We start from the raw sequence: 25,549 nt of genomic DNA on the forward strand, positions 1-25,549 counted from the left end.
GCCCGCCCATGACCGAGGGCCTGCACCTCACTGGCAAGGCGCGGTCCGACCGCGCCTTTGTCACGCTGGCGACCAACCCGGATTACGTCACCGGGGCGCGGGCGCTGTTCAAGTCGCTGATCCGCACCGGCACCACGGCCGACCTGGTGCTGCTCTATACCGAGCTGCCGGAAAATCTGATCGACGATCTGTGTACGCTCGGTGTACGCGCGGTGCACGCGGATCTGCTGTCCACTTCCAGCGATTTCAACGCCTTGCATGCCCGCGACCGGGTGCATGGCATCGCCCCCTTCACCAAGGGCGAAAAGCCGCCCTTCCACACGCCGCTGGACAATTTCGTCAAGCTGCGGCTCTGGCAGCTCGACTATGCCTGCGTGGTCTTCATCGACGCCGACGCGCTGGTCTTGCAAAACATCGACCGGCTATTCGACTATCCGGAATTCTCAGCCGCGCCAAATGTTTACGAGAGCCTCGCGGATTTCCACCGCCTGAATTCCGGGGTGTTCACGGCGCGCCCGTCGCCGGAAACCTTCGCGCGGATGCTGTCCGAACTCGACCAGCCCGGCCGCTTCTGGCGCCGCACCGACCAGACTTTCCTCGAAGATTTCTTCCCGAACTGGCACGGCTTGCCGGTTTTCGACAATATGCTGCAATATGTCTGGCTGAACCTGCCCGGACTCTGGCGCTGGCAGGACATCCGCGTCCTGCACTATCAGTATGAAAAACCTTGGCAAAACCACGCCAAGGCCGATGCGCTGCGCCCCCTGATCGAGCTTTGGCAGGCCCATGCCGGCGACGGCCCGGTGCCCGATCCGCGCGACCTGCCGGACCCGCCGCAGCCATGAAACTCGCCCTGACCGGCGCCTCGGGCCTCGTCGGCCGCTGGATCGCCCGTGCCGCCGTCGAGGCCGGCCACGACCTCGACCCCCTGCCCGGCTGGCGCCTGGGCCAGCCCGTTGATCTGTCAGGAAAAGATGCGCTGATCCACGCCGCCTTCCAGCACATCCCCGGCCGCTATCGCGGCGGCGAGGGCGACGATCCGCAAGGCTTCATCCGCGCCAATCTCGACGGCTCGCTGGCGCTGTTCCAGGCCGCCCGCGCGCAAGGCGTCGCCCGCGTGCTGTTCCTCTCCAGCCGCGCCGTCCACGACGGCCACCCCGACGGCATGGACCTGCCGGATGAACTTTCCCCTGCGCCGACAAGCCTTTACGGCGAAGTGAAGGCCCAGGCAGAAACCGCCCTGGCCGCCCTCGCGACCTCCGATTTCCGCACCGCCAGCCTGCGCCCGACCGGAGTCTATGGCCCCGGCCTGCCGCAGAAATGGGCCGGGTTGATCGCGGATTTCCTGGCCGGCACCACCCCCGCCCCCGCTGTCGCGACCGAGGTGCATGGCGCCGACCTGGGCCGCGCCGCCTTGGCCGTGCTGGAAGATCCCGCGATGTCAGGCAGTTATAATGTGGGCGACCTGGTTCTGGACCGCCGCGGCCTCTTGGCCGAGGTCGCGCGCCTGACCGGCTGCACCACCCCGCTGCCGCCGCCCGGCGACCCGCGTCCGCTGCGCCGGCCGCTGAGCCGACGCTTGCAGGCCTTGGGCTGGCGCCCCGGCGGCCTGTCCCTGCTGCGCCGGGATCTGCCGGCCATTGTTGCGCAAATACAACCTAAGAAAGAAATCGCCGACAAATTGGATTAAAATCGTCGGGACCCTTGCCCGGTCGGCGGTCCTGCGCCAGAAAAAGCCCGTACAAGAGCATGTTGTTTCCCTGCACGAGGTTTGTTGCTTATGCGCGTGCTTTCGATCCTTTGCGGCCTGTCCTTTGCCGTCATGGCCGGCTATCTCCTTGCCCTTTCGCTTGGCGGCCTGCCGCTGAACCGGCTGCAACCGGGGATCTCCGCCCTGTCCTGGGCCATGCTGGCGCTGGCGGCTCTGGGCGCGGTCCTGGCCCTGCGCTCGCGCTGCGAGGGCTGGGCGCCGATGCTGGCCGGATGCGGTCTCTTCATGGCCTGCCAGCTTTTCGCGGCCCGTTTCGCCGGTCTGAACCTCAGCGCGCTGATGTGCCTCGCGGCCGCCGGCTTTGCGCTGCTGCCGCTGATGCACACGCCCAGCAGCTATTGGCGCGTCGCGGGGTGACAGCGCCGCGCGGCAAGGCTAGGTTCGGCGCATGCCCGATTACGACGACCTGACCGCCCGCATCCGCGCCCTGACCCACGACGAGACCGACGAGGTCGCGCTGATGGCGACGCTCGCCTGCGAGATCCACCATTCGGACGACCGTTTCGACTGGACCGGCTTCTATCGCGTCACCGCGCCCGAGACGCTGAAGATCGGCCCCTACCAAGGCGGCCACGGCTGCCTGGTCATTCCCTTCTCGCGCGGGGTCTGCGGCGCGGCGGCGCGGACGCGGCAGGTCCAGCTGGTGCCCGATGTCGATGCCTTTCCGGGCCATATCGCCTGCGCCAGCGCGACCCGGTCCGAGCTGGTGATCCCGGTCCTCGGCCCCGGCGAGCGGCTGATCGGCGTGCTTGACATCGACAGCAACCAGCCCGACGCTTTCACGGCAGAAGACGCCCAGCGGCTGCGGGAGATCCTGGATGAGTGCTTCGGACGCAGTTGAATTCACCGGCCATTGCCTGTGCGGCAGGGTCCGGTTTCGCGGCACCTATGACGCGACGCATGACCTGAAGGCCTGCCATTGCAGCCAGTGCCGGCGCTGGTCCGGCCATGTCTGGGCCGCGATCCTGCCGACATCGCTGCAGATCGAGGGCGAGCCGCTGTGGTATCGCGCCTCGGATTTCGCCCGGCGCGGCTTTTGCGGCACCTGCGGGTCGTCGTTGTTCTGGCAGCGCGACGGGTCCGAGGTGATCGACGTGGCGGCGGGGGCCATCGACGCCCCGACCGGCTTGCAATTGCAGGGCCATATCTTCACCGCCGACAAGGGCGATTACTACGCCATCGCCGACGGCCTGCCGCAGGATCCGGGCGAGAATTGACGCCGCCCGGCCCGCATAGCATATCCGCGCCAAAGCGAGGCTGAACGATGATCTGGGACACGCTGGCGCAATTTCCCGCGCAGCAATTGCTGGCCTTCATGGCCGGGGCGCTGGTCCTGAACCTGACGCCCGGACAGGACGTGCTTTTCGCCAGCGCCTGCGGCATCCAGGACGGGCCCAGGGCCGGTGCGCTGGCGGGCCTGGGCGTCGGCATCGGCGGGTCGGTGCATGTGGCCTTTTGCGCGCTGGGGCTGGGGGCGCTGGTGGCGGCCCAACCCGGCGCGCTGGCCGCGATCAAGTCTCTGGGCGCGGTCTATCTGCTGATCCTGGCCTGGAAAAGCTGGCACGCGACGGCGCTTGACAGCGCCGCGCAACCCGCCCGCAGCCCCGGCGCCCTGGTCGGGCGCGGGGCGCTGGCCAATCTGCTGAACCCCAAGCCGATCCTGTTCCTGCTGGCCTTTCTGCCGCAGTTCACCCGGCCGGAATACGGGCCGGTGGGCCAGCAGGTGCTGGCGCTGGGGCTGATCTTCGTCTGCTCGGGCACGCTGGTCACCATGGGCTACGGCATGGCCGCCGGGCTGGCCGGCCGGGCGATGGCGGCGCGGATGCGGGTGGTGAACCGCCTCGCCTCGGTCCTGTTCGCCGGGCTGGCGCTGCGGCTGGTCTGGAAATGAGCTTCGTCTATCAGCCGACCGAGGCGCAGCCCCGCGTGATCCATGCCGATCACGAGGTGCTGGTGGTGGACAAGCCCGCCGGGCTGCTGTCCGTGCCGGGCCGCGGCGAGGACCGCGCCGATTGCCTGATCGAGCGGCTGCGCGGCGCCTTTCCGACCGTGCTGCTGGTGCATCGGCTGGACATGGACACGTCGGGCGTCATGGTCTTCGGCCTGACGCCGCATGCGCAGCGGCACCTGTCGAAGCAGTTCGAGGAGCGGCGGACGAAAAAGACCTATGTCGCCCGGCTGTGGGGCCGGCTCGAGCCGAAATCCGGCACTGTCGATCTGCCGCTGATCGTCGACTGGCCGAACCGGCCGCGCCAGAAGGTCGACCATGCCGAGGGCCGGCCGGCGCAGACCGATTGGCGGGTGATGAAGGCCTCGGATGCCGAGACCCGGGTGCGGCTGACACCGCTGACCGGGCGCAGCCATCAGCTGCGCGTGCATATGGCGGCGCTGGGCCACCCGATCCTGGGCGATCCGCTTTACGCGACCGGCGCCGCCGCCGATTTCCCCCGGCTGATGCTGCATGCCGAGAGCCTGCGCTTCAAGCATCCCGAAAGCGGGGTGATGCTGGGCTTCAACGCGCCTGTCCCCTTCTGAGCCGCTTGCCCCCTGTGGCACGGCCGGTTCGGGTATTTGGAAAACGGTGAAAGTGACGGGCGGTGGGAACCGGCCCTGCCGCTGCGGGTTGAACGGCAGTCAGCAAAGGGAGAGCGAGATGGACAGAGTGCGCTTCAGTCGTCGCGGAGCCTTGCTGGCGGGGGGTGGGCTGCCCTTGCTGATGGCCCTGCCCGCCGCCGCCCAGACCGCGCCCGAGGCAGAAAAGCCGAGCTTTGCCGGCCGGGTGCATGGCATTCGCCTGGGCGGGTTCGAACTGACCACCGTGCTGGGCGGGACCGGCAGCAGCGACAATCCGATCGCGACCTTCGGGGTGAATGCCGAGCCGGCCGAGTTCGAGGCGGTGAGCAAGGCGAATTTCATTCCCTCGGACCGCACGGGCGGGTCCTATACGCCCACGCTGCTGCGCACCGCCGATGCGCTGGTGCTGTTCGACACCGGCATGGTGCCCGCAAATACCGTGGCCTCGCTGGCCGTGGCCGGGGTCAAGCCCGAGGATGTCACCCATGTCGTGCTGACGCATATGCATGGCGACCACATCGGCGGGTTGATGGACGGCGAGACGCCGGTCTTTGCCAATGCCGAACTGGTCGCCTCGCGCCCCGAGGCGGATTACTGGGCGGCCAATCCGGGCGATGCCTATAATGCCAAGGTGAAGCCGCTGATCGACAAGGCGCGGCTGTTTGAGGAGGATGGCGAGATCCTGCCCGGCATCCGTGCCGAGGCGGCGCATGGCCATACGCCCGGCCATACCACCTATCTGCTGGAGAGCGAGGGGCAAAAGCTGCTGCTGACCGGGGACAGTTTCAACCACTATGTCTATTCGGTCGAACGGCCCGAATGGCATGTGCGTTTCGACGTGGACAAGGAGGCCGGTGCCGCGACCCGCAAGCGGGTGCTGGTGCGGCTTGCCAGCGAGATGATCCCCTTTGTCGGCTATCACATGCCGTTCCCGGCACTGGGCTTCATCGCGCCGAACAGCGCCGGCAGCTATCGCTATGTGCCGGCGACCTATCAGTTCGGCTGAAGGTTGAAGACCCGGCTGGGATGCACCTCGCCGCCCATGTAGCGGCCGATGCACAGCGCCCGGCCTTCGCGGCTGACCCAGACTTCCTCGCCGAATTCGGCATGGCCCAGCACCTGGCCGGGGTTGCCGTTCAGGATGCGCGTGGCGCCAAGCTCGGTCGCTTGCAGCTGCGGCAGGTCGGCGAGCGCGGCTTGCAGGGGCAAGAGCGCCGCCTCGATCTCGGCCTGGTTGGCGCGGTCGATGCGGTCGAAACCGATGCCGTCCTCGGCGTCGAAGGGGCCGGACCAGATCCGCCGCAGCCGGGCGACATGGCCCAGGCAGCCCAGCTTGCGCCCGAGGTCGCGGGCGATGCTGCGGACATAGCCGCCCTTGCCGCAGACCATGCGCAACTCGGCCGTGTCGGGCGTCGTGCCCAGCAGTTCCAGCGATTCCACCCACAGCGGGCGGGCGGCCAGGTCGACCGCCTCGCCTTCGCGGGCAAGGTCATAGGCGCGCTCGCCATCGACCTTGACGGCCGAGACATTGGGCGGCACCTGCATGATCTCGCCGGTGAAGGCCGGCAGGGCGGCGCGGATCGCGGCCGCATCCGGCCGGATGTCGCTGGTTTTCAGCACCGCGCCCGAAGCGTCGTCGCTGGCGGTCTCGGCGCCCCAGGTCACCGTGAAGTCATAGGCCTTCAGCGCCTCGGTCAGGATCGGCACGGTCTTGGTCGCCTCACCTAGCGCGATGGCCAGCACCCCGGTCGCATCCGGGTCCAGCGTGCCGGCATGGCCGGCCTTCTTCGCGTCCAGCGCCCAGCGGACCTTGCCCACCACGTCGGTCGAGCCCACGCCCGCGGGCTTGTCCACGATCAGCCAACCGTGGATCTCGCGCCCTTTTTTCCGTGCCATTATTCCTGTTCCGTATAGCCGATGATCGGTCCCAGCCGGCGCCCGAAATCGGCGCGGTTGAGCGCGGGGGCATACAGCCTGGAGACCGAGCCGTCAAAGTAAAGCGCATCGCGGGCGCCCAACCCGTCGCGGAACAGCCGGCCGAATTCGTGGAATGTGACCGCGCGGTCCGAAATCGCGAACCAGGCCGTCTGGCCATCGGGCGAGACGCCGACGCCGTTCCGCACATAGCGGCTGTCCGAATCGACCAGGAATCGCGGATGCAGCGCGCCGTCGATCACCAGCATCGGCCCGGATTGCGTGGCAAGGCGGCATTGCGGCGGCGCCTTGGCGAAGGCGCGGCTTTCGATCACCTGAAACGGCCGCGCGCCGCCGGTGCAGAACACGCCGTTCGGCAACATGCCGAAATTGTCGTTGCTGGCGCCGGTGACGAGGTCATGGGCCTTGTCGCCATTGCTGAGGTAAAGCCCGACCGGGGTGTAATCGGCGTGATACATGCCGGCGTTCATGGCGAAAGCCAAGGTTTCGCCCGGGGCCAGGGTGCGGCGGACGGCGGTGAAATCGCCCAGCACCTTGCCGTCGGGCCCGTTCAGCCACAGCTTCAGCCCCGGCTCCTGCGCGGCGTCGAGCGTGCAGACGACATAGCCCTGGCCGTCGAAGTCGCGCCTTTCGCAGATCCCGGCCACGGCGGGCAGGGTCATGGCGATCAGCGCGCCGATCGCCAGGCCCAGCCGGCGCTTCAGCTCAATCCTCATCATCGGCGTCGTCATGGTCCAGGTCGCGGCGCACGCGCTCGTCGGCGAACATGCGGCGGGTGTCGTCCATGCGGTCGAAGGTCTCGTCCAGCACGAAGCGCAGCTGCGGCGCGTATTTCAGCGTCATCGCCTTGGCGACCAAGTGGCGCAGCTCGGGCGCGTTGCGGCGCAGGGCGGCCAGCGCCTCTTCGGCATCGCGGCCGCCCAAGGGCAGCACATAGGCCGTCGCGACCTTGAGGTCGGGCGAGGTCTTCACCTCGCCCACGGTGATCGAGTGCCGGTTCAGGTCCGGGTCGTGGACATCCGCCCGGGCCAGGACATCGGAAAGCGTGCGGCGGATCAATTCGCCCACGCGCAGCTGGCGCTGCGAGGGACCATTGCCGGAGTGAAAGCGGTTCTGTGCCATGGCGCAGATGTAGGGGGTCGCGGGCCGGGCCGCAACGGGATAGAACGGGCGCAAACGGGGGATGACGCATGGATAGACCGGGAATCGTGATTACGGGCGCCTCGGGGCGCATGGGGCAGATGCTGGTGCGCACGGTGCTGGAATCGGATCAGGCCCGGCTGGTCGGCGCCATCGAGCGTCCCGGCAGCCCCTGGATCGGCCGCGACCTCGGGCAGGCGATGGGCGGTCCCGCCCTGGGGATCACGGTCACCGACGACCCGGTCGAGGCCATCGCCAAGGCGCAGGCGGTGATCGACTTCACCACGCCCGAGGCGACGCTGGCTTTCGCCGAGCTGGCCGCGCAGGCCCGCGCCGTGCATGTCATCGGCACCACCGGCTTTTCCCCCGAGCAGTTGGCCGCGCTGAAACCCGCCGCCCGCCACGCCCCGATCATCCGCGCCGGCAACATGAGCCTGGGCGTCAACCTGCTGGTCGGGCTGACCCGCAAGGTCGCGGCCGCCCTGGGCGAGGATTGGGACATCGAGGTCGTCGAGACGCATCACAATCGCAAGGTCGACGCCCCCTCCGGCACCGCCCTGATGCTGGGCGAGGCCGCCGCCGCGGGGCGCGGCCACAGCCTGGACGAATTGCGCACCCCCGCGCGCGAGGGCATCACCGGCGCCCGCGCGCCCGGCAGCATCGGCTTTGCCGCCATCCGCGGCGGCGATGTGGTGGGCGAGCATGACGTGATCTTCGCCACGGCGGGCGAGCGCGTGGTGCTGCGCCATCTTGCCACCGACCGCGCCATCTTTGCCCGTGGCGCGCTCAGGGCGGCGCTGTGGGGCCAGGACAAGGGGCCGGGCGAATATGACATGGCGGATGTGCTTGGCCTCTGACGCCGGGGCGCTTAGGTTCAGGCCATGACCCTGCTTGCGACGCTTGATCTTGCCGATGCCGATCTGACCGCCTGCCTGGCGCGGGTGATGGCTGCGGTCCTGAAACCCGGCGACGTGATCGCCCTGCAAGGCCCGGTCGGCGCCGGCAAGACACATTTCGCCCGCGCCTTCATCCGGGCCCGCCAGGGCGAGGCGGCCGAGGACGTGCCGAGCCCGACCTTCACCCTGGTCCAGACCTATGCCGATCCGCTGGGGACCGAGATCTGGCACGCCGACCTCTATCGCCTGACCCATCCCGAGGAATTGACCGAGCTGGGCCTGGACGAGGCGATGCAGGGCGGCATCGTGCTGGTCGAATGGCCCGACCATGGCAGCGCCCTGCCCGACCCGCTGACCGTCGGCCTCGACCCCGATGCCGACGATCCCGACCTGCGCCGGATCACGCTTTCGGGCGCCGAGCCGCGCTGGGGCTTTGCCGCCCGCCTGCCCAGCCTTGCCCGGCTGATCCACCGCGCCGGCTGGGCGGGTGCGCGGCTGGTGCCGCTGGCGGGCGACGCCTCGTCGCGGCGCTATTTCCGGCTGATCGACGGGGGGCGCAGCGCCGTGCTGATGGATGCCGCGCCCGGCACCACCGACGGCTATGTCGCCATGACGCAATGGCTGCGGCATCGCGATTTCCACGCGCCCGAGATCCTGGCCGCCGACCAGCACGAGGGGCTTCTGCTGCTGGAGGACCTTGGCGACGACCTGGTGGCCCGGGTGCTCGCGGCCGAGCCGGCACTGGCGCCGCGGGTCTATGACCGCATGACCGACCTGCTGGTCGCCCTGCATCGCCATCAGCCGCCGGATTTCGTCCTGCGCCTCGACGGGCCGGAACTGGCGCGGCAGGTCGGGCTTTTCGCCGAATACTACCCCGCCGCCGCCGGCACGCCGGGCTTCGGCGCCGAGATCGCGCCGGCCATCGAGGCGCTGCATGGCGCGCTTTGTGCCGATGCGCCGCCGGTGCTGGGGTTGCGCGACTTCCACGCCGAAAACCTGGTCTGGCGGGGCGACGCGCCGCTGGGCCTGCTGGACTTCCAGGACGCGGTGGCCGTGCATCCGGCCTATGATCTGGTCTCGGCCCTGCAGGACGCCCGCCGCGACGTGGCGCCCGAGGTCGAGGCGGCGCAGATCGACCGCTATATCGCCGCGGCCGGGGTCGATGGCGCGCGCTTCCGCGCCGCCTATGCGCTTCTGGGCGCGCAGAGGAACCTGCGCATCCTGGGCATCTTCACCCGGCTGGCGCAGCGCGAGGGCAAGCGGCGTTACCTCGCCTTCATGCCCCGGGTCTGGGACGCCATCCAGCGCGACCTGGCGCATCCGGCGCTGGCGCCGCTGGCCGAGGCCATGGCGGGCATCCCCGCGCCCACGCCCGAGGTGATCGAAAGGATCGCCGGATGAGCCTGCCGCTGATGATCTTTGCCGCGGGCAAGGGCACCCGCATGGCACCGCTGACCGATAGCGTGCCGAAGCCCTTGATCCCGGTTGCCGGCCGCACATTGCTGGACCGGGCGCTGGACCTGGGTCGCGCGGCCGGGGTCGGGCCGGTGGTGGTCAATATCCACCATCTCGGTCACCAGATCCGTGATCACATCGGCGCCCAGGCGGCGATTTCCGACGAGACAGACCTGCTGCTGGACACCGGCGGCGGCCTGCGCAAGGCCTTGCCCCTGCTGGGCGCCGGGCCTGTGATCACAATGAATCCCGACGTGATCTGGACCGGCCCGAACCCGATCTCGGCCCTGCTCTCGGCCTGGCGCGAGGAGATGGACGCGCTTTTGATGCTGGTGCCCATCGCCCGGACGCATGGCCGGCAGGGCGGCGGCGACTTCAGCCTCGGCCCCGGCAACCGCCTGATCCGCAAGGGCGATCTGGTCTATGGCGGCGCGCAGATCATCCGCCCCGACCGGCTGGAAGAGATCCCCGAGACGGTGTTCTCGCTGAACCTGCTCTGGGACCGGCTGATCGCCCAGGGCCGCGCCTTTGGCCTGGTCCATGCCGGGGAATGGTGCGACGTCGGCCGGCCCGACTGCATCCCGCTGGCCGAGGGGCTGCTCGGTGTTTGACTGGCAAGGCGGCCTTTACGCCCTGCCCTGCGGTGCCGATTTCGCCGGCGCCTTTGCCGAGGGGCTGATCGCGCGGATGCGCCACCGCCCGCCGCAGGACATGGCGCGGGTGACGGTCTATGCCAACGCCGGCCAGTCGCTGCTGGCGTTGCGCGATGCGCTGGTCTGGCGCGGGCCGCTGGTGCTGCCGCGGCTGCGGCTGATCGGCGACATCGGCGGCGGCGCGGCGACCGCGCCCTTGGCCCGACGGCTGGAGCTGGGTCGGCTGATCGACGCCGCGCTGCGCGCCCAGCCCGACCTGGCGCAGGGCCAGTCGGTGCCGGAACTCGCGGCCTCGCTGGCCGGGCTGATGGCCGAGATGCAGCTGGAAGGGCTGGATGCCACGGCGCTGGATCGCATCGACGCCAGCGAACACGCCCAGCACTGGGGCCGGGCGCTGGCCTTCCTGAAGATCGCCGCTGGCTACTACCTGACCGACCCGCCGCAGGACCGCGAGAGCCGCCAGCGCGCCGCGGCCGAGCGGCTGGCGGCCGCCTGGGCGCGGGGCGAGATGCTGCCCGAGGGGCCGGTGCTGGTCGCCGGCTCGACCGGCTCGCATGGCGCGACGCGGGATTTCATGCGCGCCGTTGCCCGGCTGCCGATGGGCGCCGTGGTGCTGCCCGGTTTCGACCCCGACCTGCCGCAGCCGGTCTGGGACAGCCTCGACGCCCGGGCCGAGGATCACCCGCAGGCCCGCTATGCGCCCTTCCTGGCCGAATTCGGCCCGCCGCGCGCCTGGCTGCCGGATGCAGCCCCCGATCCCGCGCGCAACCGACTGATTTCCCTGGCGCTTCGCCCTGCCCCGGTCACCGACCAATGGATCACCGAGGGCCCGGCGTTGGGCCCCTTGCCGCCCGCCACCGCGAACCTGACCCTGATCGAGGCCGAGCAGCCCGGGCAAGAGGCCGAGGCCATCGCCCTCATCATCCGCCAGGCGGTGGAACGCGCCGAGCCCGTCACCCTGATCGCCGCCGACCGCATGCTGACCCGGCGCGTGCAATCGGCGCTGGACCGCTGGGGCATCATCCCGGACGACTCGGCCGGCCAGCCCCTGCCCCTGACCGCGCCGGGCCTGTTCCTGCGCCATATCGCCGACCTCAACGGGGCCGAGCTGATGATCGACGGGCTGTTGGTGCTGCTGAAGCATCCGGTCACCGCGACCGGCCTGGGCGCCGACTACCGCCGTGATCACAACCGCCACAGCCGTGACCTGGAGCTGGCGCTGCGCCGCAATGGCCCGGCCTTTCCCGATGGCGCGGCCCTGCGCCAATGGGCCGAGCGCGGCGACGAGAAAAGCAAGCCCTGGGCGCTGTGGCTGGCCGGTCTGCTGGACCGGATCGTGCCCCTGGCCCGCGACCGCGCGCCGCGCCCGCTGGCGGCGCGGCTCTCCGAATTGCGTGCCCTGGCCGAGGATCTGGCCGCCGGTCCGGGCGGCAGCGCCGATGCCTCCGAGCTTTGGGGCAAGGCCGCCGGCGGTCTGGCGCGCAGCGTGCTGGACCATCTGGCCGCCCATGCCGCCCTGGGCCACGACCTGCGCCCGGCCGAGTTCCGCGATCTGCTGCACGGGGAATTGCAGGCCCAGGCGGTGCGTCAGGACGTGGCCGCGCATCCGCTGGTCCGCTTCCGCGGCCCGCGCGAGGCCCGCTCCGAGGCGGTGGGCCGGGTCATCCTGGCCGGCCTGAACGAGGGCGGCTGGCCGCAGGCCCTGCCCCCGGACCCGTGGCTGTCGCGGCCGATGCGGCTGGCGGCCGGCCTGACCCTGCCCGAGCGGCGTGTGGGCCTGTCGGCGCATGACTTCCAGCAGGCCGCCGGCGCCGCGCAGGTGATCCTGACCCGCGCCCGCCGCGATGCCGAGGCCGAGACCATTCCGGCGCGCTGGCTGAACCGGCTGACCAACCTGCTGGGCGGCCTGACCGCGCAGGACGGCCCCCGCGCCCTGGCCGAGATGCGCGCGCGCGGTCAGGGCTGGCTGGACCTGGCCGAGGCCCAGGCCCGGCCGGTGCAGCGGCTGCCCAGGGCCGCGCGGCCCTCGCCGATCCCGCCCGCCCCGGCGCTGGCGGAAATGTCGGTGACCGAGGTCCGGACGCTGATCCGCGACCCCTATGCCGTCTATGCCCGCCGCGTGCTGGGCTTGCGGGCGCTCGAGCCCTTGCGCCCCGAACCCGACGCCGCCGACCGCGGCAATGCGCTGCACGAGATCATGGACCGCTTCCTGCGCGGCCTGCCCGACCTGCCGGAAACCCCCGAGGTGATGCGCGACCGCCTGCTTGTGATCACAGACGCGGTGCTGGCCGAACAGGTGCCCTGGCCCTCGGCCCGGCTGTTCTGGCGCGCGCGCATCGGTGGCGTCGCGGATCGGCTGATGGCGGACGAGGCGGTGCGGCTGCAACAGGGCCGCCCGGTGCTGGTCGAGACCCGTGGCGCGCTGGCGGTGCCCGGCGCCGATTTCCGCCTGACCGCGCGGCCCGACCGGCTGGACCGGCTGACGGATGGCCGGGTGCAGGTCTATGACTACAAATCCGGCAAGCCGCCAACCGACAAGCAGATCGCGCATTTCGACAAGCAGCTGCCGCTGGAGGCGGCAATGGTCGAGCTAGGCGGCTTTCCGCGCCTCGGCCCGGCCGAGGTCGCCGGCATCAGCTATATCCAGCTCGGTGGCGAGGGCAGGACCGAGCCGCGCGACTTCGGCCCCGGCCAAGCCCTTGAAACCTGGCAGGGTTTCGTGGCGCTGATCGGGCTTTACCTGCGCGGCGAGCGCGGCTTTACCGCCCGCCTGGCGATGGAGCGCAGCGACCATGCCAGCGATTACGACCACCTGTCGCGGCACGGCGAATGGGACGCCAGCGAAGCCGCCGTCGAGGAAAGATTCGCCGATGATTGACTTCGACGAGGCGACGCTGGCGCAGGTGCGGGCGGCGGAACCCCTGCGCTCGACCTGGCTCACCGCCAATGCGGGCTCCGGCAAGACCCGGGTGCTGACCGACCGGGTGGCGCGGCTTCTGCTGGCCGGGACGGCGCCGGAACGCATCCTGTGCCTGACCTATACCAAGGCCGCCGCCAGCGAGATGCAGAACCGCCTGCTGAAGCGCCTGGGCGAATGGGCCATGCTGCCCGAGCCCGCGCTGCGCGCCGAACTGGCGCGGCTGGGCGAAACAGCCGCCCCCGACCTGCCCGCCGCGCGGCGGCTGTTCGCGCGGGCCATCGAGACGCCGGGCGGGCTGAAGGTGCAGACCATCCACAGCTTCTGCGCCGGTGTCTTGCGCCGCTTTCCGATCGAGGCCGGCGTGCCGCATGGCTTCACCGAACTCGACGACCGCAGCGCCGCGCTGATCCGCGCCGAGATCATCGAGGACATGGCGCATGAGGATCATCCCGCCTTGCAAGACCTGCTGGCGCTGCATTCGGGCGAGAAGCTCGACGCTTTCCTGGCCGGTCTGCGGGGGTTCGATGCCCCCGCGGACCGGGACGCGCTCTGGGCGGCCTGCGGTCTGGCCCCGGACGCCGACATGGCCGGGCTGCTGGCCCAGACCTTCGCGGATGGCGCGCGGGTGATCCCGGCGCTGATCCCGCATCTGCTGAAATCGGGACCCAACGACCAGAAGGCGGCGGCGAAGCTGGCGGCCGGCGACTGGGCGCAGCCGGGCGCGGCGGAACTCGCGATCCTGGAATCGGTGCTGCTGAACGGGGCAGGGGCCAAGGAGCCCTTTGCGCCGAAATACGACAGCTTCCCGACCAAGGCGCTGCGCAGCGGCCCCTGCGCCGGGCTGATGGACGACCTGGCGATCCTGATGGAGCGGGTGGCCGATGCCCGCCTGCCGCGCATCGCCCTGGCCCATGCCCAGAAAACCCTGGCGCTGCACCGCTTCGGCCACGCCTTCCTGTCCCGCTATCGCGCGCAGAAGGCGGCGGGCGGGCATCTGGACTTCGACGACCTGATCGAGCGCACGGCGCGGCTCTTGTCCGAAGGCAGCATGGCGCAATGGGTGCTGTTCCGGCTGGACGGCGGCATCGACCACATCCTGGTCGATGAGGCGCAGGACACCAGCCCGGCGCAATGGCAGGTGATCCAGCGCCTGACCGACGAATTCACCGCCGGGCAGGGCGCGCGTGATCACATGCGCAGCCTTTTCGTGGTCGGCGACCCGAAACAGTCGATCTACAGCTTCCAGGGCGCCGACATCGCCGTTTTCGAGGCGCGCCGCGCCGGTTTCGCCGCCGGGTTCGAGGCGGTCGAGCAACCGATGCAGGTGCTGGAGCTGCGCCATTCCTTCCGCAGCTCGCCCGCCATCCTGTCGCTGGTCGACCAGGTCTTTGCCGGCGATGCGGCGCGGGGCCTGGGCGACCCGCCGCAGCACCGCGCCTTTCGCGCCGCCATGCCCGGCCGGGTCGACCTGTGGCCGGCGATCCCCAAGCCCGAGAAGCCCGCGCCCGGCGACTGGACCGACCCGGTGGACAAGCCGGCCGAGAACGCGGAGACCACGCAGCTGGCCCGCGCCATTGCCGAAGGCATCGCCCAGATGCTGGGCCAGCCGATCCTGGACGGCAAGACCGGCGCGGTGCGCCGCATCCGGGCCGGCGATGTGCTGATCCTGGTGCAGCGCCGCTCGGACCTGTTCGCCGAGATCATCGCGGCGCTGAAATCCGCCGGCCTGCCGGTCGCCGGCGCCGACCGGCTGAAGCTGGGCGGCGAGATCGCGGTGCAGGACATCCGCGTGCTGCTCTCGGCGCTCGCCACGCCCGAGGACGACCTGTCGCTGGCCGCCGTCCTGCGCTCGCCGCTGTTCGGCCTCAGCGAGGAACAGCTTTACCGCCTGGCCCGCGGCCGCAAGCGCGGCGAATACCTGTGGCGGCGGCTGCGCGATTCGGGCCATCGCGAGGCGGTCGAGATCCTGTCGGACCTGATGGGCCAGACCGGCTTCCTGCGCCCCTATGACCTGATCCAGCGCCTGCTGATCCGCCATGGCGGCCGCGCGCGGCTGATCGCGCGGTTGGGCCCCGAGGCACAGGACGGCATCGACGAGCTTCTGTCGCAGGCGCTGCGTTATGAAGCCAGCGAGACGCCTTCGCTGACCGGCTTCCTGGTCTGGCTGGCCGGCGGCGATGTCGAGGTGCGCCGCCAGCCCGGCAGCGCCGGCGATGGCGAGGGGCTGATCCGGGTGATGACCGTGCATGGCTCGAAGGGGCTGGAAAGCCCCATCGTCATCATGCCCGATTGCGCCAAGCGCCGCGCCCCCCGCGAGGCGCCGGTGCTGCCGGGCGCGGATGGCCTGGCGCTGTGGCGCGGCCGCAAGGGTGAGCGGCCGGACCCGGTCGAGGCACTGGCCGAGGAACAGACCCGCCGCCAGCTCGAGGAAAGGAAGCGCCTGCTCTATGTCGGCCTGACCCGGGCCGAAAGCTGGCTGATCGTCGCCGCGGCCGGCGAGACCGATGCCGAAAGCTGGCATGGCATGGTCGAGGCCGGCTTTGCCCGCAGCACCTTGGCTGAGCGCCGCATCCCGTCGCCCTGGGGCGAGATCCGGCGCCTGGAATGGGGCGACTGGCCCGAGGCGGCGCCCGCCAGCCCGCCCCGGACCCGGCCCGTGGCCGAGGTGCCCGACTGGTTGTCGGCACCGCTGCCGCCGGTGCCCGTGAAGCGGCGCCCGGTGGCGGCGTCGGCCCTGGGCGGCGCCAAGGTGATCGGCGGCGGGGCAGGGGATGGCGATGCCGCGATGCTGTTCGGCACCCGGCTGCACCTGCTTCTGGAGCATCTGCCCGGCCGCGACCCCGCCCAATGGCCGGCGCTGGCCCGCGACCTGCTGGCCGATGCCGAGGGCGGGCTGCCCGGCCCGGACGAGCTGGCGCAGCTGATTTCGGAGGCCCGCGCCGTGACCGAGGCGCCCGAGCTTTCCCAGGTCTTCGCCCTGCCCGAAGGCGCCGCGCTTTTCCGCGAACTGGCACTGGCTGCGCCGGTGCCGGGCCTTGGCATGGTGCTGGGCCAGATCGACCGGCTTGTGATCACAGGGGACCGGCTACTGGCGGTGGACTACAAGTCGAACCGCGAGGTGCCCGTCGGCCCCGGAGACGTGCCGCTGGGCATCCTGCGCCAGATGGCCGCCTATCGCGCCGCGCTGCGGGCGATCTGGCCCGGCCACCGGATCGAGATGGCCGTGCTGTGGACGGCGACGCGCAGCCTGATGCCGCTGCCCGACGCGCAGCTGGATGCGGTGCTGGCGGCCCTTGACCCCGGTGCCGCGGGTGCCTAGCTCTTGGGGACATTCCTGCCGGATCCCTCCGGCATTGCGCAGGAGCATCCCATGGCCAAGACCCAAGCCGTTACCGACGCCGATTTCGACAGCGAAGTGCGCCAGTCCGCGACCCCCGTCGTCGTGGATTTCTGGGCGGAGTGGTGCGGCCCCTGCCGGCAGATCGGCCCCTCGCTGGAAGAGCTGGCGGCCGAGTACCAGGGCCGCGTCAAGATCGTCAAGGTGAACGTGGACGAGAACCCGGAAAGCCCGGCCGCCCTGGGCGTGCGCGGCATCCCGGCGCTGTTCCTGTTCAAGGACGGCCAGGTGGTCTCGAACAAGATCGGCGCCGCGCCCAAGGCCGCGCTGAAGGCCTGGATCGACGATTCGATCTGATCGGGGCGGAATTTCGGAAAAGCGGGCGGCGGGTCAGATCGGCCAGCCGCCCTTTCGCATGGCGGCTAGGATGCGGTCGGGCGCCTCGGGGCGGCTGGCGTTGATCGACTGCTCTTGCAGGAACCACCACAGATAGCGGGCGTAATCCGGGGCGTGGTGCTCGGCCGCCGCCAGCGCCGGATCTGCGCCCAGATCGGCCACGTTCAGCCCGATATGGTGAAAGTCGATCTGCCCGAACAGCACCACCGGCTTGCCGAGGATATAGCCGTCGAAACCGACGCCGCTGTTCTGCGTCGCGACGAAGGCGCAGTCGCGCAAGAGCCGGCCCGTGTCGCCGCCGATGCGCAGGTTCGGGTGGCGCCTGGCCAGCCGGGCCAGGGCGGCATGGTCGGCGGCATCGTAGCTTTCCCTGGGGTGCAGGGTCGCGACGGTGGGCCGGCCGGTGGCGGCGACATGCTCCAGCATCTGGACCGGGCTCATGGTCTGGAACGAGCGGCAGCGGCGGATATGGCCCTGCAGCGGCACCAGCACCGGCCCCGTCCGCGTGGGCGGCGGGCCGGGCAGCACCCGGGCACGCAGGGCGCGGGCGAAATCCTCGGCGGGGGCAGGGTTCACCATCGCCGGGTCGAAGCGGGCCTGCGCCACCCGGAAGCGCCAGCGCTGCTGCGTGGCCTCGATGCGCCAGAACGGATAGTGATAGGCGCGGCGAAAGCTCAGCGCCCGGTCATGCGTCGGCGGCTGCATGTGAAACAGCGCATAGCCGTCGCGGCGGGGCGCGATGCGGCGCGCCTCGGGGCCGGTCTCGTGCCATTCGACGCGCCAGCCCTGCGCTTCCACCGCCGCCCTGAGCAGGTTCAGGAAATTCATCTTGCCCGCCCGCGTCATGCGCAGCAGCGGACCTTCCAGGTAGACGCGCAGGATCGGGGCGTGACTCATGGCCGGCAGGCTAGCGGTGCCGTGCGGGTTGCGAAAGGGGCGGGGCGGTCATATCTGAGCCGCAACAGGAATGCGGAGAGCACCATGGCGCAGGAGAAGTTTCCCGGCTGGCACGGCACCACCATCCTGGCGGTGCGGCGCGGCGGCAAGGTCGTCGTCGCCGGCGACGGCCAAGTCAGCGTCGGCCAGACGGTGATGAAGGGCACGGCGCGCAAGGTGCGCCGGCTGAAGCCGGGCGGGCATGACGTGGTGGTGGGCTTCGCCGGCTCGACCGCCGATGCCTTCACCCTGCTCGAGCGGCTGGAGAAGAAGCTGGAGGCGGCGCCCGGACAACTGGCGCGGGCCTGCGTCGATCTGGCCAAGGACTGGCGCATGGACAAGTATCTGCGCAATCTCGAGGCCATGCTGATCGTCACCGACGGGCGCGAGATCTTTGTCGTGACCGGCGCCGGCGACGTGCTGGAGCCCGAGCATGACGTGGCCGCCATCGGCTCGGGCGGGAACTACGCGCTGGCAGCGGCGCGCGGGCTGATGGAAAGCGACCTGGATGCCGAGGCGGTGGCGCGGCGCGCCATGGCGATCGCGGCGGACATCTGCGTCTATACCAATGGCAACCTGACGGTCGAGGTTCTGGGCTGAGGGGGCTCTGCCCCCGTCCTTCGGACTCCCCCGGGGTATTTGGGAAACGGAGAAAGCCTTTTCCCGGCATGAGAAAGGTTCGAGATGAGTGACCTGACACCGCGCGAGATCGTGTCCGAGCTGGACCGGTTCATCATTGGCCAGAAGGACGCCAAGCGCGCCGTGGCCGTGGCGCTGCGCAACCGCTGGCGGCGCCGGCAGTTGGGCGACGACCTGAGGGACGAGGTCTATCCCAAGAACATCCTGATGATCGGCCCGACCGGCGTCGGCAAGACCGAGATCAGCCGCCGGCTGGCCAAGCTGGCCCGCGCACCGTTTCTGAAGGTCGAGGCGACCAAGTTCACCGAGGTCGGCTATGTCGGCCGCGACGTCGAGCAGATCATCCGCGACCTGGCCGATGCCGCCATCGTCGAGACCCGCGAGCGCATGCGCGAGGAGGTCAAGGCCCGCGCCCACAAGTCGGCCGAGGATCGCGTCGTCGCGGCCCTGGCGGGCGAAGGCGCGCGCGAGCAGACCAAGCAGATGTTCCGCGACAAGCTGAAGCGCGGCGAGTTGGACGACACCGTGATCGAGCTGGAGGTGCAGGACAATTCCAACCCCTTCGGCATGATGGAGGTGCCGGGCCAGCCGATGGGCGGGATGATGGACCTGTCGGGGCTGATGAAGGCCTTTGGCGGCCGGCGGGTGCGGCGCAAGGTCAGCGTGGCCGAAAGCTATGAACTGCTGATCGCGGAAGAAGCCGACAAGCTTCTGGACGACGAGGCGGTGAAGGCCGCCGCGCTGGAGGCGGTGCAGGAAAACGGCATCGTCTTCATCGACGAGATCGACAAGGTGGCGACGCGCACCGATGCGCGCGGCGGCGACGTCTCGCGCGAGGGCGTGCAGCGCGACCTGCTGCCGCTGATCGAGGGCACCACGGTTTCCACCAAATACGGGCCGGTGAAGACCGACCATATCCTGTTCATCGCCTCGGGCGCCTTCCACATCGCCAAGCCCTCGGACCTGTTGCCGGAATTGCAGGGGCGCTTGCCGATCCGGGTGGAATTGCGCGCCCTGACCGAGGATGATTTCATCCGCATCCTGACCGAGACCGACAATGCCCTGACCCGGCAATATACCGCGCTGATGGCGACCGAGGGCGTCACCGTCACCTTCGCCGAGGACGGCGTGCGGGCGCTGGCCCGGATCGCGGCCGAGGTGAACGGCTCGGTCGAGAACATCGGCGCGCGGCGGCTTTACACCGTCATCGAGCGGGTGTTCGAGGAGCTGTCCTTCAGCGCGCCCGACCGCTCGGGCGAGAGCGTGCTGGTCGATGCCGGCTTCGTCGAGACGCATCTGGGCGACCTCGCGCGCTCGACCGATCTGTCGCGTTACGTGCTCTAGCGGAACCGGCGGGTGCTTTCGCCGTTGTGCTGGCGGATAACGGACGAGGGCGCCCCATGAGCTATATTCTCGGCATCATCATCTTCGCTTTGGATGTCTGGGCGATCGCCTCGATCATCAACACCAATGAGACCACCACGACCAAGCTGATCTGGATCGCGCTGGTCGCCATCCTGCCGGTGGTCGGGCTGATCATCTGGTGGCTGGCCGGGCCCAAGGCGAATTACGGCTAGGGCTTTTCGGCCCGCCCGCGTGATGGCATGTTGCCCCCGGATCCAAGGGGGACGGGCATGCCGAGGCGGCTGATGATCGGACTGGTGCTGGCCGTGGCGGCCTGTGCGCCGCGCGGCGCGATCACCCTGGCGCCCGAGGCCGCCGGGATCGGCACGGTCGAGCGGATCTATGTCGCCAGCAACCGGACCCTGCGCGACAGCCGGCAGGAAGGGGTCAGCTTCGGCAGGGTCGATGTCTCGGTCCCGCCGCAGCGCCGGCCGGGGACCATCACCTATCCGAAAAAGGACGCGAAGCCCGATCCGCAGACGGATTTCTTGGTCTCGGACTATCGGCGTTTTGCCCGGCCCGAGGATTTCCGCGCCGATCTGCGGCGCGCCGTGGCGGAAAGGCCGCGCGGGGACCGAGATGTTGTGTTGTTCGTGCATGGTTACAACAACACCTTCGCCGAGGGCCTGTATCGCTTTGCCCAGATCGAGCGTGACCTGAATCTGCCGGGGGTGCCGATGCATTTCTCGTGGCCGTCGCGCGGGCAGCCGCTGGCCTATGCGGGGGACCGCGACAGCGTGCTCTATTCCCGCGACGGGCTGGCGGACAGCATCCGGATCGCGACCGAGGCGGGCGGCGGCAAGGCGATCCTGGTCGCGCATTCCATGGGCGCGCTGTTGATGATGGAGAGCCTGCGCCAGATGGCCATCGCCGGCGACCGGCGCACGCTGGAGCGGATCGGCGCGGTGGTGCTGCTGTCGCCCGACATCGACGTCGGCGTGTTCCGCAGCCAGGCCCGCGCCATCGGCCGGCTGCCGCAACCTTTCATCATCTTCACCTCGGGACGGGACCGGGCGCTGAACCTGTCGGCTCTGATCTCGGCCGAGCCGGTGCGGCTGGGCAACCTGACCGATGCGCGGGCGGTGGCGGACCTGCCGGTGACGCTGGTCGACGTCGGCGCCTTCAGCAGCGGCGACGGGCATTTCAATGTCGCCACCTCGCCCGCGCTGATGCGGATCCTGAACCAGGCGCGAGAGCTGAACACCGTGTTCTCGTCGGATGTGGCGGGCGGAGTCGGGCCGCTGACCCAGACCGCGCTGCGGGTCGAGCGGGCGGCGCAGGTCGTGATCTCGCCCGGCTTCTAGCGGCGCAGATAGACGTAATAGGCGCCCTCGCCGCCGTGACGGCGATGCGCGGGGCGGATCTGCAGCACCACCTGGCTCAGCGGCGGCATGTGCAGCCAATGCGGCACATTGTGGCGCAGCGCGCCGGGGCGGACGGGCAGGGGGGCGTCGGGCCCGCCCTCGCGGCCCTTGCCGGTGATGACCAGCACCAGCCGCCGGCCCTCGGCCCGGGCCTGCAGGATGAAGCGGGTCAGCACCGGCTGGGCGATGTTCAGCGTCATGCCATGCAGGTCGATGCGCGCCTCGGGGGCGAGCTTGCCGCGGGTCATCTGGCGATGGGTCTTGTGGTCCATGCGCAGCGGCTGGGCATGGGCCATGGCCGGCGGCGAAGGCGACAGCGCGACGCGGGTCGCGGGAGCGGCCGCCAGCTTGCCGATGCGCAGGTCATGCAGCGCAAGCGGCGGCGGCTGTTCCGCCAGGCGCGGGGCTTTCGGCGGCGGAGCCAGGGGTTCGGGCAGCGGCGGCTCGGGCGGCTTGCGGCCGGGATGCATGGGCACGGCGCTGGCCGCGACGCGCGACCACAGGGCCTTGTCCTCGGCCGAGAGTCCGCGCCGCTTCCTTGCCATGGGTCAGGCCGTGGCGACCAGTTGCCAGTTCGGATCGTCCTGGCCCATGCGCCGGGCAAAGGTCCAGATGTCGCGCTGCTTGCGGGCCGATTTCGGGTCGCCGTCGACCACATTGCCCTGGGCGTCGCGGGTGGCGACGATCATCTCGCCGACGAAGCGGACCGAAAGCTCGGCCATGCCGGTGGCGGGGGTGAATTCGGCGCTGGCCAGCGCGGTTTCGCGGGTGCCGAGGAACTGCGCCTCGGTGGTCAGCCCGCGCGCCTTGCGGTCGGCGATGACGCTGTCGAAGGCCTCGGCCACCTGCGGCGCGAGAAAGCCGCGCACCTCGGCAATGTCGCCGCGTTCGAAGGCCATCAGGATCATCTCATAGGCGGATTTGGCGCCGGCCAGGAAGGGCCCGACGGCAAAGTCGGGCTCGGCGCGTTTCATCTGCGCCAGCGCCTGGGCGGTCGGGCTGCCCGGTTCGGCATGGTCGGCGATGTCGCTGTCGCCCGGCTCGGCCGTGCCCTCGATCACGTCGAAGCGCTTGCGCGGCGTCGGCTCCTCGGGAATGCTGGGCGCCTCGAACCCGTCGCGCGTGCCCAGGACGCCGCGCAGGCGCAGGATCAGGAAGACGGCGATCGCGCCCAGGACGAGCAATTGCAGCAGGGGGTTCGACATGGGCGGGCCTGACAATCTTTGTAACGGCGGTTTGGATGCTTATGTAGGGTGAGCACCGGCCCAAGTCCAGTTTGGCGCCGGAAAATGGAAGACTGGGGAGAGAGTTTCGCATGTGGCTGCTGTTGCCTTTCGTGATCCTGCCGATCGTCGAGATCGCGCTGTTCATCCAGGTGGGCGGCCTGATCGGCGTGCTGCCGACGCTGGCGCTGGTGCTGGGCTCGGCGGTCCTGGGCGCGGCGGTGATGCGCCGCCAGGGCGCCCGCGCCATGCTGGACCTGCAACAGGCGATGCAGGAATTCCGCGACCCGGCCCGGCCTATGGCGCATGGCGCGCTGGTGATGATCGCCGGGATGCTGCTGATGGTGCCCGGCCTGCTGACCAGCGCCATCGGGCTTTTGCTGCTGATCCCCGCGGTGCGGGCGTTGCTTCTGCGCTGGATGGGCCGGCGGGTCACGGTGGCCTCGGCCGGCTTCGGCTATCCGCCGCGCTTTCCCGATGCCGACCTGGGCGCCGATCCGGCCGGGTTTCGCCCGGCCCGCGGCTGGCCCGACGACGGGGTGATCGACGGCGAATATTCCGTGCAGGACGATCCGCCCGCCCCGGTGCGCGAAGGTCTGACCGACCAGTCTGCGCCGAAACGTCCCGGCAGCTCGGGCTGGACGCGGCATTGAGCGCCCGGCGCCGGGGTGCTAGAACCCCGGCAAATCCGAGGAGAATGCAATGAGCGACGAGACCAACAATGCCGCCGCGCCCGACGGCCAGGCGCCCGAGGCCCCGGCCGGCGTGCGGCTGCAAGTGCTGACGCAATACATCCGCGACCTGTCGTTTGAAAACGCCGTCGCGCAGAAGGGCCTGCCCTCGGGCGAGGTGCAGCCCGAGATCAGCGTCCAGGTCAGCCTCGACGCCCGCAAGCGCCCGGCCGATCACCAGTATGAGGTCATCAGCAAGTTCCGCGTGCAATCGACCAATGCCGCCGACAAGTCGCCGATCTTCCTGTGCGAGCTGGACTATGGCGGCATCTTCCACGTCGAGGGCGTGCCCGAGGACCAGCTGCATCCCTTCCTGATGATCGAATGCCCGCGCATGCTGTTCCCCTTCGTGCGGCGCATCGTCTCGGACATGACCCGCGACGGCGGCTTCCCGCCCTTCAACATGGACCCGATCGACTTCGTGGCGCTGTATCGCCAGGAGATCGCCCGCCGCATGCAGGCCGAGCGGCCGGCCGACCAGCCGCTGTCCTGAGCGCGTTCACTTCTGCGTGATCCCGGGTCCGTGGCGGAGGCGTCGCGGGCCCTTCTTCGTGCCGCAACCGGAGAAAGAGCGATGGCGAAAGCCGCGAAACGGGCCTGGCAGCGGATGCTTTCGGGGCGTCGGCTGGACCTCCTGGACCCGACGCCGATGGATATCGAGATCGCCGACATCGCGCATGGCCTGGCTTTCGTCGCGCGCTGGAACGGCCAGACCCATGGCGATTGGGCCTATAGCGTCGCCGAGCATTCGCTGCTGGTCGAGCAGATCCACGCCCGGGCCGAACCCCAGGCCGAGCCCTGCTGGCGCCTGGCGGCGCTGCTGCATGACGCGCCGGAATATGTCATCGGCGACATGATTTCGCCGGTGAAGGCGGCGCTGGGACGCGAATATGGCGAAATGGACTCGCGCCTGGCGGCGGCGATCCACCGGCGCTTCGGATTGCCGGCGCAATTGCCGGCGCCGGTCAAGCGCGCCATCAAGCGTGCCGACCGCATCTCGGCCTGGCTGGAAGCCGTTCAGATCGCCGGTTTTTCCCGGGCCGAGGCGGACCGGCTGTTTCCGGTTCCCGATCCCGGCCTGTTGCAGGGGCTGGAGATAAGGCTGCGGCCGCCGCGCGAAACCCGTGCCGCCTATTTGGCTCGATTTGACGAATTGATCGCGGAAACCGACCGGGCGGAGAAATGAAAAACCCCCGCGGCTTTTCGCGGGGGTTTCGGTTCAGATTTCCAGATCTTCCAGCTTTTTGCCGCTGTCCAGGGCTTCCTGCACCCAGCGCGGCTTGCGTCCGCGCCCGGTCCAGGTCGCCGAAGGATCCTGGGGATTGGCATATTTTGCCGCCACCTTGCTGCGCGCCGGCCGGGCGGCGGTCAGTTCGGCCAGATTGAAGCCAAATTCGCGCGCCGCGCTTTCGACGGCGGCCAGCGCCTCGCGTTTGCGGCGATCCTCGAAGGTGGAAATGGCGCGGTCCAGCTTGTTGCGCAGATCACGCAGTTCCTTCAGGGACATTGCGTCCAGATCAACGGTCATATCGGCATCCCGGTTTTTGTTTGTGCCCCCAATATTTGCATTCCGCCCGGAATTGCAAATGTTTTCGGGGGCGCCGTTATTAACGCGGGCTGCGCTTGGCCAAAATCCGCTGCAAGGTGCGGCGATGCATATGCAGCCGCCGCGCGGTTTCGCTGACATTGCGGTCGCATTGTTCATAGACGCGCTGAATATGTTCCCAGCGCACCCGGTCGGCCGACATCGGCGTTTCCGGCGGCGGCGGCAGCGTTTCGCCGCGCGCCAGCAGGGCGCGGGTGACGTCATCGGCGTCGGCGGGTTTGGACAGGTAATCCGTGGCGCCCATTTTCACCGCCGCGACCGCGGTGGCGATGGCGCCATATCCGGTCAGCACGACGATGCGGGCATCGGCGCGGGTCTCGCGGATCGCATCGACCACGTCCAGCCCGTTGCCGTCTTCCAGCCGGAGGTCGACCACGGCGAAAGCCGGCGCCTTTTCGGCCAGAAGCGCGCGGGCCTCGGCCACCGAACCGGCACGGCTGACGGCAAAGCCGCGCTTTTCCATCGCCCGGGCCAGCCGGGTCAGAAAGATCTCGTCATCGTCGACCAGCAGCAGGCTGGGGTCCGGTCCGATCTGGTATTCCTCGGCCATATCGCTTTCGCCCTTGATT

29 protein-coding genes are annotated in these 25,549 nt (G+C 69.9%); 21 read left to right on the plus strand and 8 right to left on the minus strand.

What is annotated here, in order from left to right; translation table 11 throughout:
* Positions 1 to 8: 8 nt before the first annotated feature.
* From PARN5_RS0107125 to PARN5_RS0107160, 8 genes are all read left to right on the plus strand, one after another.
* A complete protein-coding gene (locus tag PARN5_RS0107125) occupies positions 9 to 845 on the plus strand; it encodes a glycosyltransferase (RefSeq protein ID WP_017999079.1) in 837 nt (278 codons plus the stop codon).
* Positions 842 to 1,690 carry an NAD(P)-dependent oxidoreductase gene (locus tag PARN5_RS21775; protein ID WP_017999080.1) on the plus strand — a complete coding sequence of 283 codons (849 nt, stop codon included), beginning with the start codon at positions 842 to 844 and terminating at the stop codon, positions 1,688 to 1,690. The genes PARN5_RS0107125 and PARN5_RS21775 overlap by 4 nt, the downstream gene beginning before the upstream one ends.
* Positions 1,691 to 1,780: 90 nt before the next feature.
* A complete protein-coding gene (locus PARN5_RS0107135) occupies positions 1,781 to 2,128 on the plus strand; it encodes a hypothetical protein (protein ID WP_017999081.1) in 348 nt (115 codons plus the stop codon).
* A 31-nt stretch (positions 2,129 to 2,159) separates the two neighbouring features.
* Positions 2,160 to 2,612 carry a GAF domain-containing protein gene (locus tag PARN5_RS0107140; protein WP_017999082.1) on the plus strand — a complete coding sequence of 151 codons (453 nt, stop codon included), beginning with the start codon at positions 2,160 to 2,162 and terminating at the stop codon, positions 2,610 to 2,612.
* Positions 2,590 to 2,988 (plus strand): GFA family protein, encoded by a 399-nt coding sequence (locus tag PARN5_RS0107145; protein ID WP_017999083.1) that lies wholly within the window; start codon positions 2,590 to 2,592, stop codon positions 2,986 to 2,988. The genes PARN5_RS0107140 and PARN5_RS0107145 overlap by 23 nt, the downstream gene beginning before the upstream one ends.
* Positions 2,989 to 3,035: 47 nt before the next feature.
* Positions 3,036 to 3,662: a LysE family translocator gene (locus PARN5_RS0107150; protein WP_017999084.1), complete on the plus strand. Its 627-nt coding sequence runs from the start codon at positions 3,036 to 3,038 to the stop codon at positions 3,660 to 3,662.
* Entirely contained in the window at positions 3,659 to 4,306 is a 648-nt protein-coding gene (locus PARN5_RS0107155; RefSeq protein ID WP_017999085.1) for an RluA family pseudouridine synthase, read from the plus strand. Before PARN5_RS0107150 ends, PARN5_RS0107155 begins: the two co-directional genes overlap by 4 nt.
* Before the next feature lie 118 nt (positions 4,307 to 4,424).
* Positions 4,425 to 5,351 carry an MBL fold metallo-hydrolase gene (locus PARN5_RS0107160; protein WP_026155240.1) on the plus strand — a complete coding sequence of 309 codons (927 nt, stop codon included), beginning with the start codon at positions 4,425 to 4,427 and terminating at the stop codon, positions 5,349 to 5,351.
* On the opposite strand, the gene truB is transcribed toward PARN5_RS0107160, so the two are convergent.
* From truB to rbfA, 3 genes are read right to left on the minus strand one after another with little or no spacing between them, the layout of a single operon-like run.
* Entirely contained in the window at positions 5,339 to 6,241 is a 903-nt protein-coding gene (gene truB / locus PARN5_RS0107165) for a tRNA pseudouridine(55) synthase TruB (protein WP_017999087.1), read from the minus strand. The genes PARN5_RS0107160 and truB overlap by 13 nt on opposite strands.
* On the minus strand, positions 6,241 to 6,996 hold the full coding sequence (locus PARN5_RS0107170) for a phosphodiester glycosidase family protein (RefSeq protein ID WP_017999088.1): 756 nt from the start codon (positions 6,994 to 6,996) through the stop codon (positions 6,241 to 6,243). Before PARN5_RS0107170 ends, truB begins: the two co-directional genes overlap by 1 nt.
* On the minus strand, positions 6,986 to 7,402 hold the full coding sequence (gene rbfA, locus PARN5_RS0107175) for a 30S ribosome-binding factor RbfA (protein ID WP_026155241.1): 417 nt from the start codon (positions 7,400 to 7,402) through the stop codon (positions 6,986 to 6,988). Before rbfA ends, PARN5_RS0107170 begins: the two co-directional genes overlap by 11 nt.
* A 68-nt stretch (positions 7,403 to 7,470) precedes the next feature.
* Between rbfA and dapB the strand changes: the two genes are divergently transcribed.
* Genes dapB through trxA form a run of 6 tightly spaced genes read left to right on the plus strand, consistent with a single transcriptional unit; the run spans position 7,471 to position 17,038 of the window.
* Positions 7,471 to 8,277: a 4-hydroxy-tetrahydrodipicolinate reductase gene (gene dapB / locus PARN5_RS0107180; RefSeq protein WP_026155242.1), complete on the plus strand. Its 807-nt coding sequence runs from the start codon at positions 7,471 to 7,473 to the stop codon at positions 8,275 to 8,277.
* Between the two features lie 24 nt (positions 8,278 to 8,301).
* Positions 8,302 to 9,717: a bifunctional tRNA (adenosine(37)-N6)-threonylcarbamoyltransferase complex ATPase subunit type 1 TsaE/phosphotransferase gene (locus PARN5_RS0107185; RefSeq protein WP_017999091.1), complete on the plus strand. Its 1,416-nt coding sequence runs from the start codon at positions 8,302 to 8,304 to the stop codon at positions 9,715 to 9,717.
* A complete protein-coding gene (locus PARN5_RS0107190; protein ID WP_017999092.1) occupies positions 9,714 to 10,382 on the plus strand; it encodes a nucleotidyltransferase family protein in 669 nt (222 codons plus the stop codon). Before PARN5_RS0107185 ends, PARN5_RS0107190 begins: the two co-directional genes overlap by 4 nt.
* Positions 10,375 to 13,302, plus strand: coding sequence for a double-strand break repair protein AddB (gene addB, locus PARN5_RS0107195; protein WP_017999093.1), 2,928 nt, complete (start codon positions 10,375 to 10,377; stop codon positions 13,300 to 13,302). Before PARN5_RS0107190 ends, addB begins: the two co-directional genes overlap by 8 nt.
* Positions 13,295 to 16,663, plus strand: coding sequence for a double-strand break repair helicase AddA (gene addA, locus PARN5_RS0107200; RefSeq protein WP_017999094.1), 3,369 nt, complete (start codon positions 13,295 to 13,297; stop codon positions 16,661 to 16,663). The genes addB and addA overlap by 8 nt, the downstream gene beginning before the upstream one ends.
* Before the next feature lie 51 nt (positions 16,664 to 16,714).
* Entirely contained in the window at positions 16,715 to 17,038 is a 324-nt protein-coding gene (gene trxA, locus PARN5_RS0107205) for a thioredoxin (RefSeq protein WP_017999095.1), read from the plus strand.
* Between the two features lie 33 nt (positions 17,039 to 17,071).
* On the opposite strand, the gene PARN5_RS0107210 is transcribed toward trxA, so the two are convergent.
* On the minus strand, positions 17,072 to 17,974 hold the full coding sequence (locus PARN5_RS0107210; protein WP_017999096.1) for a hypothetical protein: 903 nt from the start codon (positions 17,972 to 17,974) through the stop codon (positions 17,072 to 17,074).
* Positions 17,975 to 18,058: 84 nt separating this feature from the next.
* Between PARN5_RS0107210 and hslV the strand changes: the two genes are divergently transcribed.
* The 4 genes from hslV to PARN5_RS0107230 all read left to right on the plus strand — a co-directional run bounded on the left by hslV (position 18,059) and on the right by PARN5_RS0107230 (position 21,360).
* Positions 18,059 to 18,613, plus strand: coding sequence for an ATP-dependent protease subunit HslV (hslV, locus tag PARN5_RS0107215; protein WP_017999097.1), 555 nt, complete (start codon positions 18,059 to 18,061; stop codon positions 18,611 to 18,613).
* Between the two features lie 84 nt (positions 18,614 to 18,697).
* Positions 18,698 to 19,996 carry an ATP-dependent protease ATPase subunit HslU gene (gene hslU, locus PARN5_RS0107220; RefSeq protein ID WP_017999098.1) on the plus strand — a complete coding sequence of 433 codons (1,299 nt, stop codon included), beginning with the start codon at positions 18,698 to 18,700 and terminating at the stop codon, positions 19,994 to 19,996.
* A gap of 56 nt (positions 19,997 to 20,052) precedes the next feature.
* Complete coding sequence (locus PARN5_RS23395) at positions 20,053 to 20,229, plus strand: PLDc N-terminal domain-containing protein (protein ID WP_017999099.1); 177 nt, start codon at positions 20,053 to 20,055, stop codon at positions 20,227 to 20,229.
* Positions 20,230 to 20,286: 57 nt separating this feature from the next.
* Positions 20,287 to 21,360: an alpha/beta fold hydrolase gene (locus PARN5_RS0107230; protein WP_017999100.1), complete on the plus strand. Its 1,074-nt coding sequence runs from the start codon at positions 20,287 to 20,289 to the stop codon at positions 21,358 to 21,360.
* Here PARN5_RS0107230 and PARN5_RS0107235 read toward each other — a convergent pair.
* Both PARN5_RS0107235 and PARN5_RS0107240 read right to left on the minus strand, forming a co-directional pair.
* A complete protein-coding gene (locus PARN5_RS0107235; protein WP_017999101.1) occupies positions 21,357 to 21,965 on the minus strand; it encodes a Smr/MutS family protein in 609 nt (202 codons plus the stop codon). The genes PARN5_RS0107230 and PARN5_RS0107235 overlap by 4 nt on opposite strands.
* A gap of 3 nt (positions 21,966 to 21,968) precedes the next feature.
* Positions 21,969 to 22,625: a Tim44/TimA family putative adaptor protein gene (locus tag PARN5_RS0107240; RefSeq protein ID WP_017999102.1), complete on the minus strand. Its 657-nt coding sequence runs from the start codon at positions 22,623 to 22,625 to the stop codon at positions 21,969 to 21,971.
* Between the two features lie 110 nt (positions 22,626 to 22,735).
* Between PARN5_RS0107240 and PARN5_RS0107245 the strand changes: the two genes are divergently transcribed.
* The 3 genes from PARN5_RS0107245 (at position 22,736) to PARN5_RS0107255 (ending at position 24,560) form a co-directional block, all read left to right on the plus strand.
* Entirely contained in the window at positions 22,736 to 23,296 is a 561-nt protein-coding gene (locus tag PARN5_RS0107245; protein ID WP_017999103.1) for an FxsA family protein, read from the plus strand.
* Between the two features lie 49 nt (positions 23,297 to 23,345).
* Complete coding sequence (gene secB / locus PARN5_RS0107250) at positions 23,346 to 23,867, plus strand: protein-export chaperone SecB (protein WP_017999104.1); 522 nt, start codon at positions 23,346 to 23,348, stop codon at positions 23,865 to 23,867.
* A gap of 81 nt (positions 23,868 to 23,948) precedes the next feature.
* Positions 23,949 to 24,560 carry an HD family hydrolase gene (locus PARN5_RS0107255; protein WP_017999105.1) on the plus strand — a complete coding sequence of 204 codons (612 nt, stop codon included), beginning with the start codon at positions 23,949 to 23,951 and terminating at the stop codon, positions 24,558 to 24,560.
* Between the two features lie 33 nt (positions 24,561 to 24,593).
* On the opposite strand, the gene PARN5_RS0107260 is transcribed toward PARN5_RS0107255, so the two are convergent.
* Entirely contained in the window at positions 24,594 to 24,902 is a 309-nt protein-coding gene (locus PARN5_RS0107260) for an H-NS histone family protein (protein WP_017999106.1), read from the minus strand.
* A 79-nt stretch (positions 24,903 to 24,981) separates the two neighbouring features.
* Positions 24,982 to 25,530 (minus strand): ActR/PrrA/RegA family redox response regulator transcription factor, encoded by a 549-nt coding sequence (locus PARN5_RS0107265; protein ID WP_017999107.1) that lies wholly within the window; start codon positions 25,528 to 25,530, stop codon positions 24,982 to 24,984.
* Positions 25,531 to 25,549: the final 19 nt, after the last annotated feature.

Source organism: Paracoccus sp. N5, from assembly GCF_000371965.1.
Classification (GTDB): domain Bacteria; phylum Pseudomonadota; class Alphaproteobacteria; order Rhodobacterales; family Rhodobacteraceae; genus Paracoccus.

What these genes read in the sequence shown, in the direction of transcription:
- hslV (WP_017999097.1), top strand. Translation starts at nt 18,059, where the DNA reads ATGGCGCAGGAGAAGTTTCCCGGCTGGCACGGCACCACCATCCTGGCG.
- PARN5_RS0107240 (WP_017999102.1), bottom strand. Translation starts at nt 22,625, where the DNA reads ATGTCGAACCCCCTGCTGCAATTGCTCGTCCTGGGCGCGATCGCCGTC.
- PARN5_RS0107210 (WP_017999096.1), bottom strand. Translation starts at nt 17,974, where the DNA reads ATGAGTCACGCCCCGATCCTGCGCGTCTACCTGGAAGGTCCGCTGCTG.
- PARN5_RS0107145 (WP_017999083.1), top strand. Translation starts at nt 2,590, where the DNA reads ATGAGTGCTTCGGACGCAGTTGAATTCACCGGCCATTGCCTGTGCGGC.
- PARN5_RS0107160 (WP_026155240.1), top strand. Translation starts at nt 4,425, where the DNA reads ATGGACAGAGTGCGCTTCAGTCGTCGCGGAGCCTTGCTGGCGGGGGGT.
- PARN5_RS0107185 (WP_017999091.1), top strand. Translation starts at nt 8,302, where the DNA reads ATGACCCTGCTTGCGACGCTTGATCTTGCCGATGCCGATCTGACCGCC.
- truB (WP_017999087.1), bottom strand. Translation starts at nt 6,241, where the DNA reads ATGGCACGGAAAAAAGGGCGCGAGATCCACGGTTGGCTGATCGTGGAC.
- dapB (WP_026155242.1), top strand. Translation starts at nt 7,471, where the DNA reads ATGGATAGACCGGGAATCGTGATTACGGGCGCCTCGGGGCGCATGGGG.
- PARN5_RS0107255 (WP_017999105.1), top strand. Translation starts at nt 23,949, where the DNA reads ATGGCGAAAGCCGCGAAACGGGCCTGGCAGCGGATGCTTTCGGGGCGT.
- rbfA (WP_026155241.1), bottom strand. Translation starts at nt 7,402, where the DNA reads ATGGCACAGAACCGCTTTCACTCCGGCAATGGTCCCTCGCAGCGCCAG.
- PARN5_RS0107170 (WP_017999088.1), bottom strand. Translation starts at nt 6,996, where the DNA reads ATGAGGATTGAGCTGAAGCGCCGGCTGGGCCTGGCGATCGGCGCGCTG.
- PARN5_RS0107265 (WP_017999107.1), bottom strand. Translation starts at nt 25,530, where the DNA reads ATGGCCGAGGAATACCAGATCGGACCGGACCCCAGCCTGCTGCTGGTC.
- secB (WP_017999104.1), top strand. Translation starts at nt 23,346, where the DNA reads ATGAGCGACGAGACCAACAATGCCGCCGCGCCCGACGGCCAGGCGCCC.
- PARN5_RS0107125 (WP_017999079.1), top strand. Translation starts at nt 9, where the DNA reads ATGACCGAGGGCCTGCACCTCACTGGCAAGGCGCGGTCCGACCGCGCC.
- PARN5_RS0107155 (WP_017999085.1), top strand. Translation starts at nt 3,659, where the DNA reads ATGAGCTTCGTCTATCAGCCGACCGAGGCGCAGCCCCGCGTGATCCAT.
- hslU (WP_017999098.1), top strand. Translation starts at nt 18,698, where the DNA reads ATGAGTGACCTGACACCGCGCGAGATCGTGTCCGAGCTGGACCGGTTC.
- PARN5_RS0107135 (WP_017999081.1), top strand. Translation starts at nt 1,781, where the DNA reads ATGCGCGTGCTTTCGATCCTTTGCGGCCTGTCCTTTGCCGTCATGGCC.
- PARN5_RS21775 (WP_017999080.1), top strand. Translation starts at nt 842, where the DNA reads ATGAAACTCGCCCTGACCGGCGCCTCGGGCCTCGTCGGCCGCTGGATC.
- PARN5_RS0107190 (WP_017999092.1), top strand. Translation starts at nt 9,714, where the DNA reads ATGAGCCTGCCGCTGATGATCTTTGCCGCGGGCAAGGGCACCCGCATG.
- PARN5_RS23395 (WP_017999099.1), top strand. Translation starts at nt 20,053, where the DNA reads ATGAGCTATATTCTCGGCATCATCATCTTCGCTTTGGATGTCTGGGCG.
- trxA (WP_017999095.1), top strand. Translation starts at nt 16,715, where the DNA reads ATGGCCAAGACCCAAGCCGTTACCGACGCCGATTTCGACAGCGAAGTG.
- PARN5_RS0107140 (WP_017999082.1), top strand. Translation starts at nt 2,160, where the DNA reads ATGCCCGATTACGACGACCTGACCGCCCGCATCCGCGCCCTGACCCAC.
- PARN5_RS0107260 (WP_017999106.1), bottom strand. Translation starts at nt 24,902, where the DNA reads ATGACCGTTGATCTGGACGCAATGTCCCTGAAGGAACTGCGTGATCTG.
- PARN5_RS0107150 (WP_017999084.1), top strand. Translation starts at nt 3,036, where the DNA reads ATGATCTGGGACACGCTGGCGCAATTTCCCGCGCAGCAATTGCTGGCC.
- PARN5_RS0107245 (WP_017999103.1), top strand. Translation starts at nt 22,736, where the DNA reads ATGTGGCTGCTGTTGCCTTTCGTGATCCTGCCGATCGTCGAGATCGCG.
- PARN5_RS0107235 (WP_017999101.1), bottom strand. Translation starts at nt 21,965, where the DNA reads ATGGCAAGGAAGCGGCGCGGACTCTCGGCCGAGGACAAGGCCCTGTGG.
- addA (WP_017999094.1), top strand. Translation starts at nt 13,295, where the DNA reads ATGATTGACTTCGACGAGGCGACGCTGGCGCAGGTGCGGGCGGCGGAA.
- PARN5_RS0107230 (WP_017999100.1), top strand. Translation starts at nt 20,287, where the DNA reads ATGCCGAGGCGGCTGATGATCGGACTGGTGCTGGCCGTGGCGGCCTGT.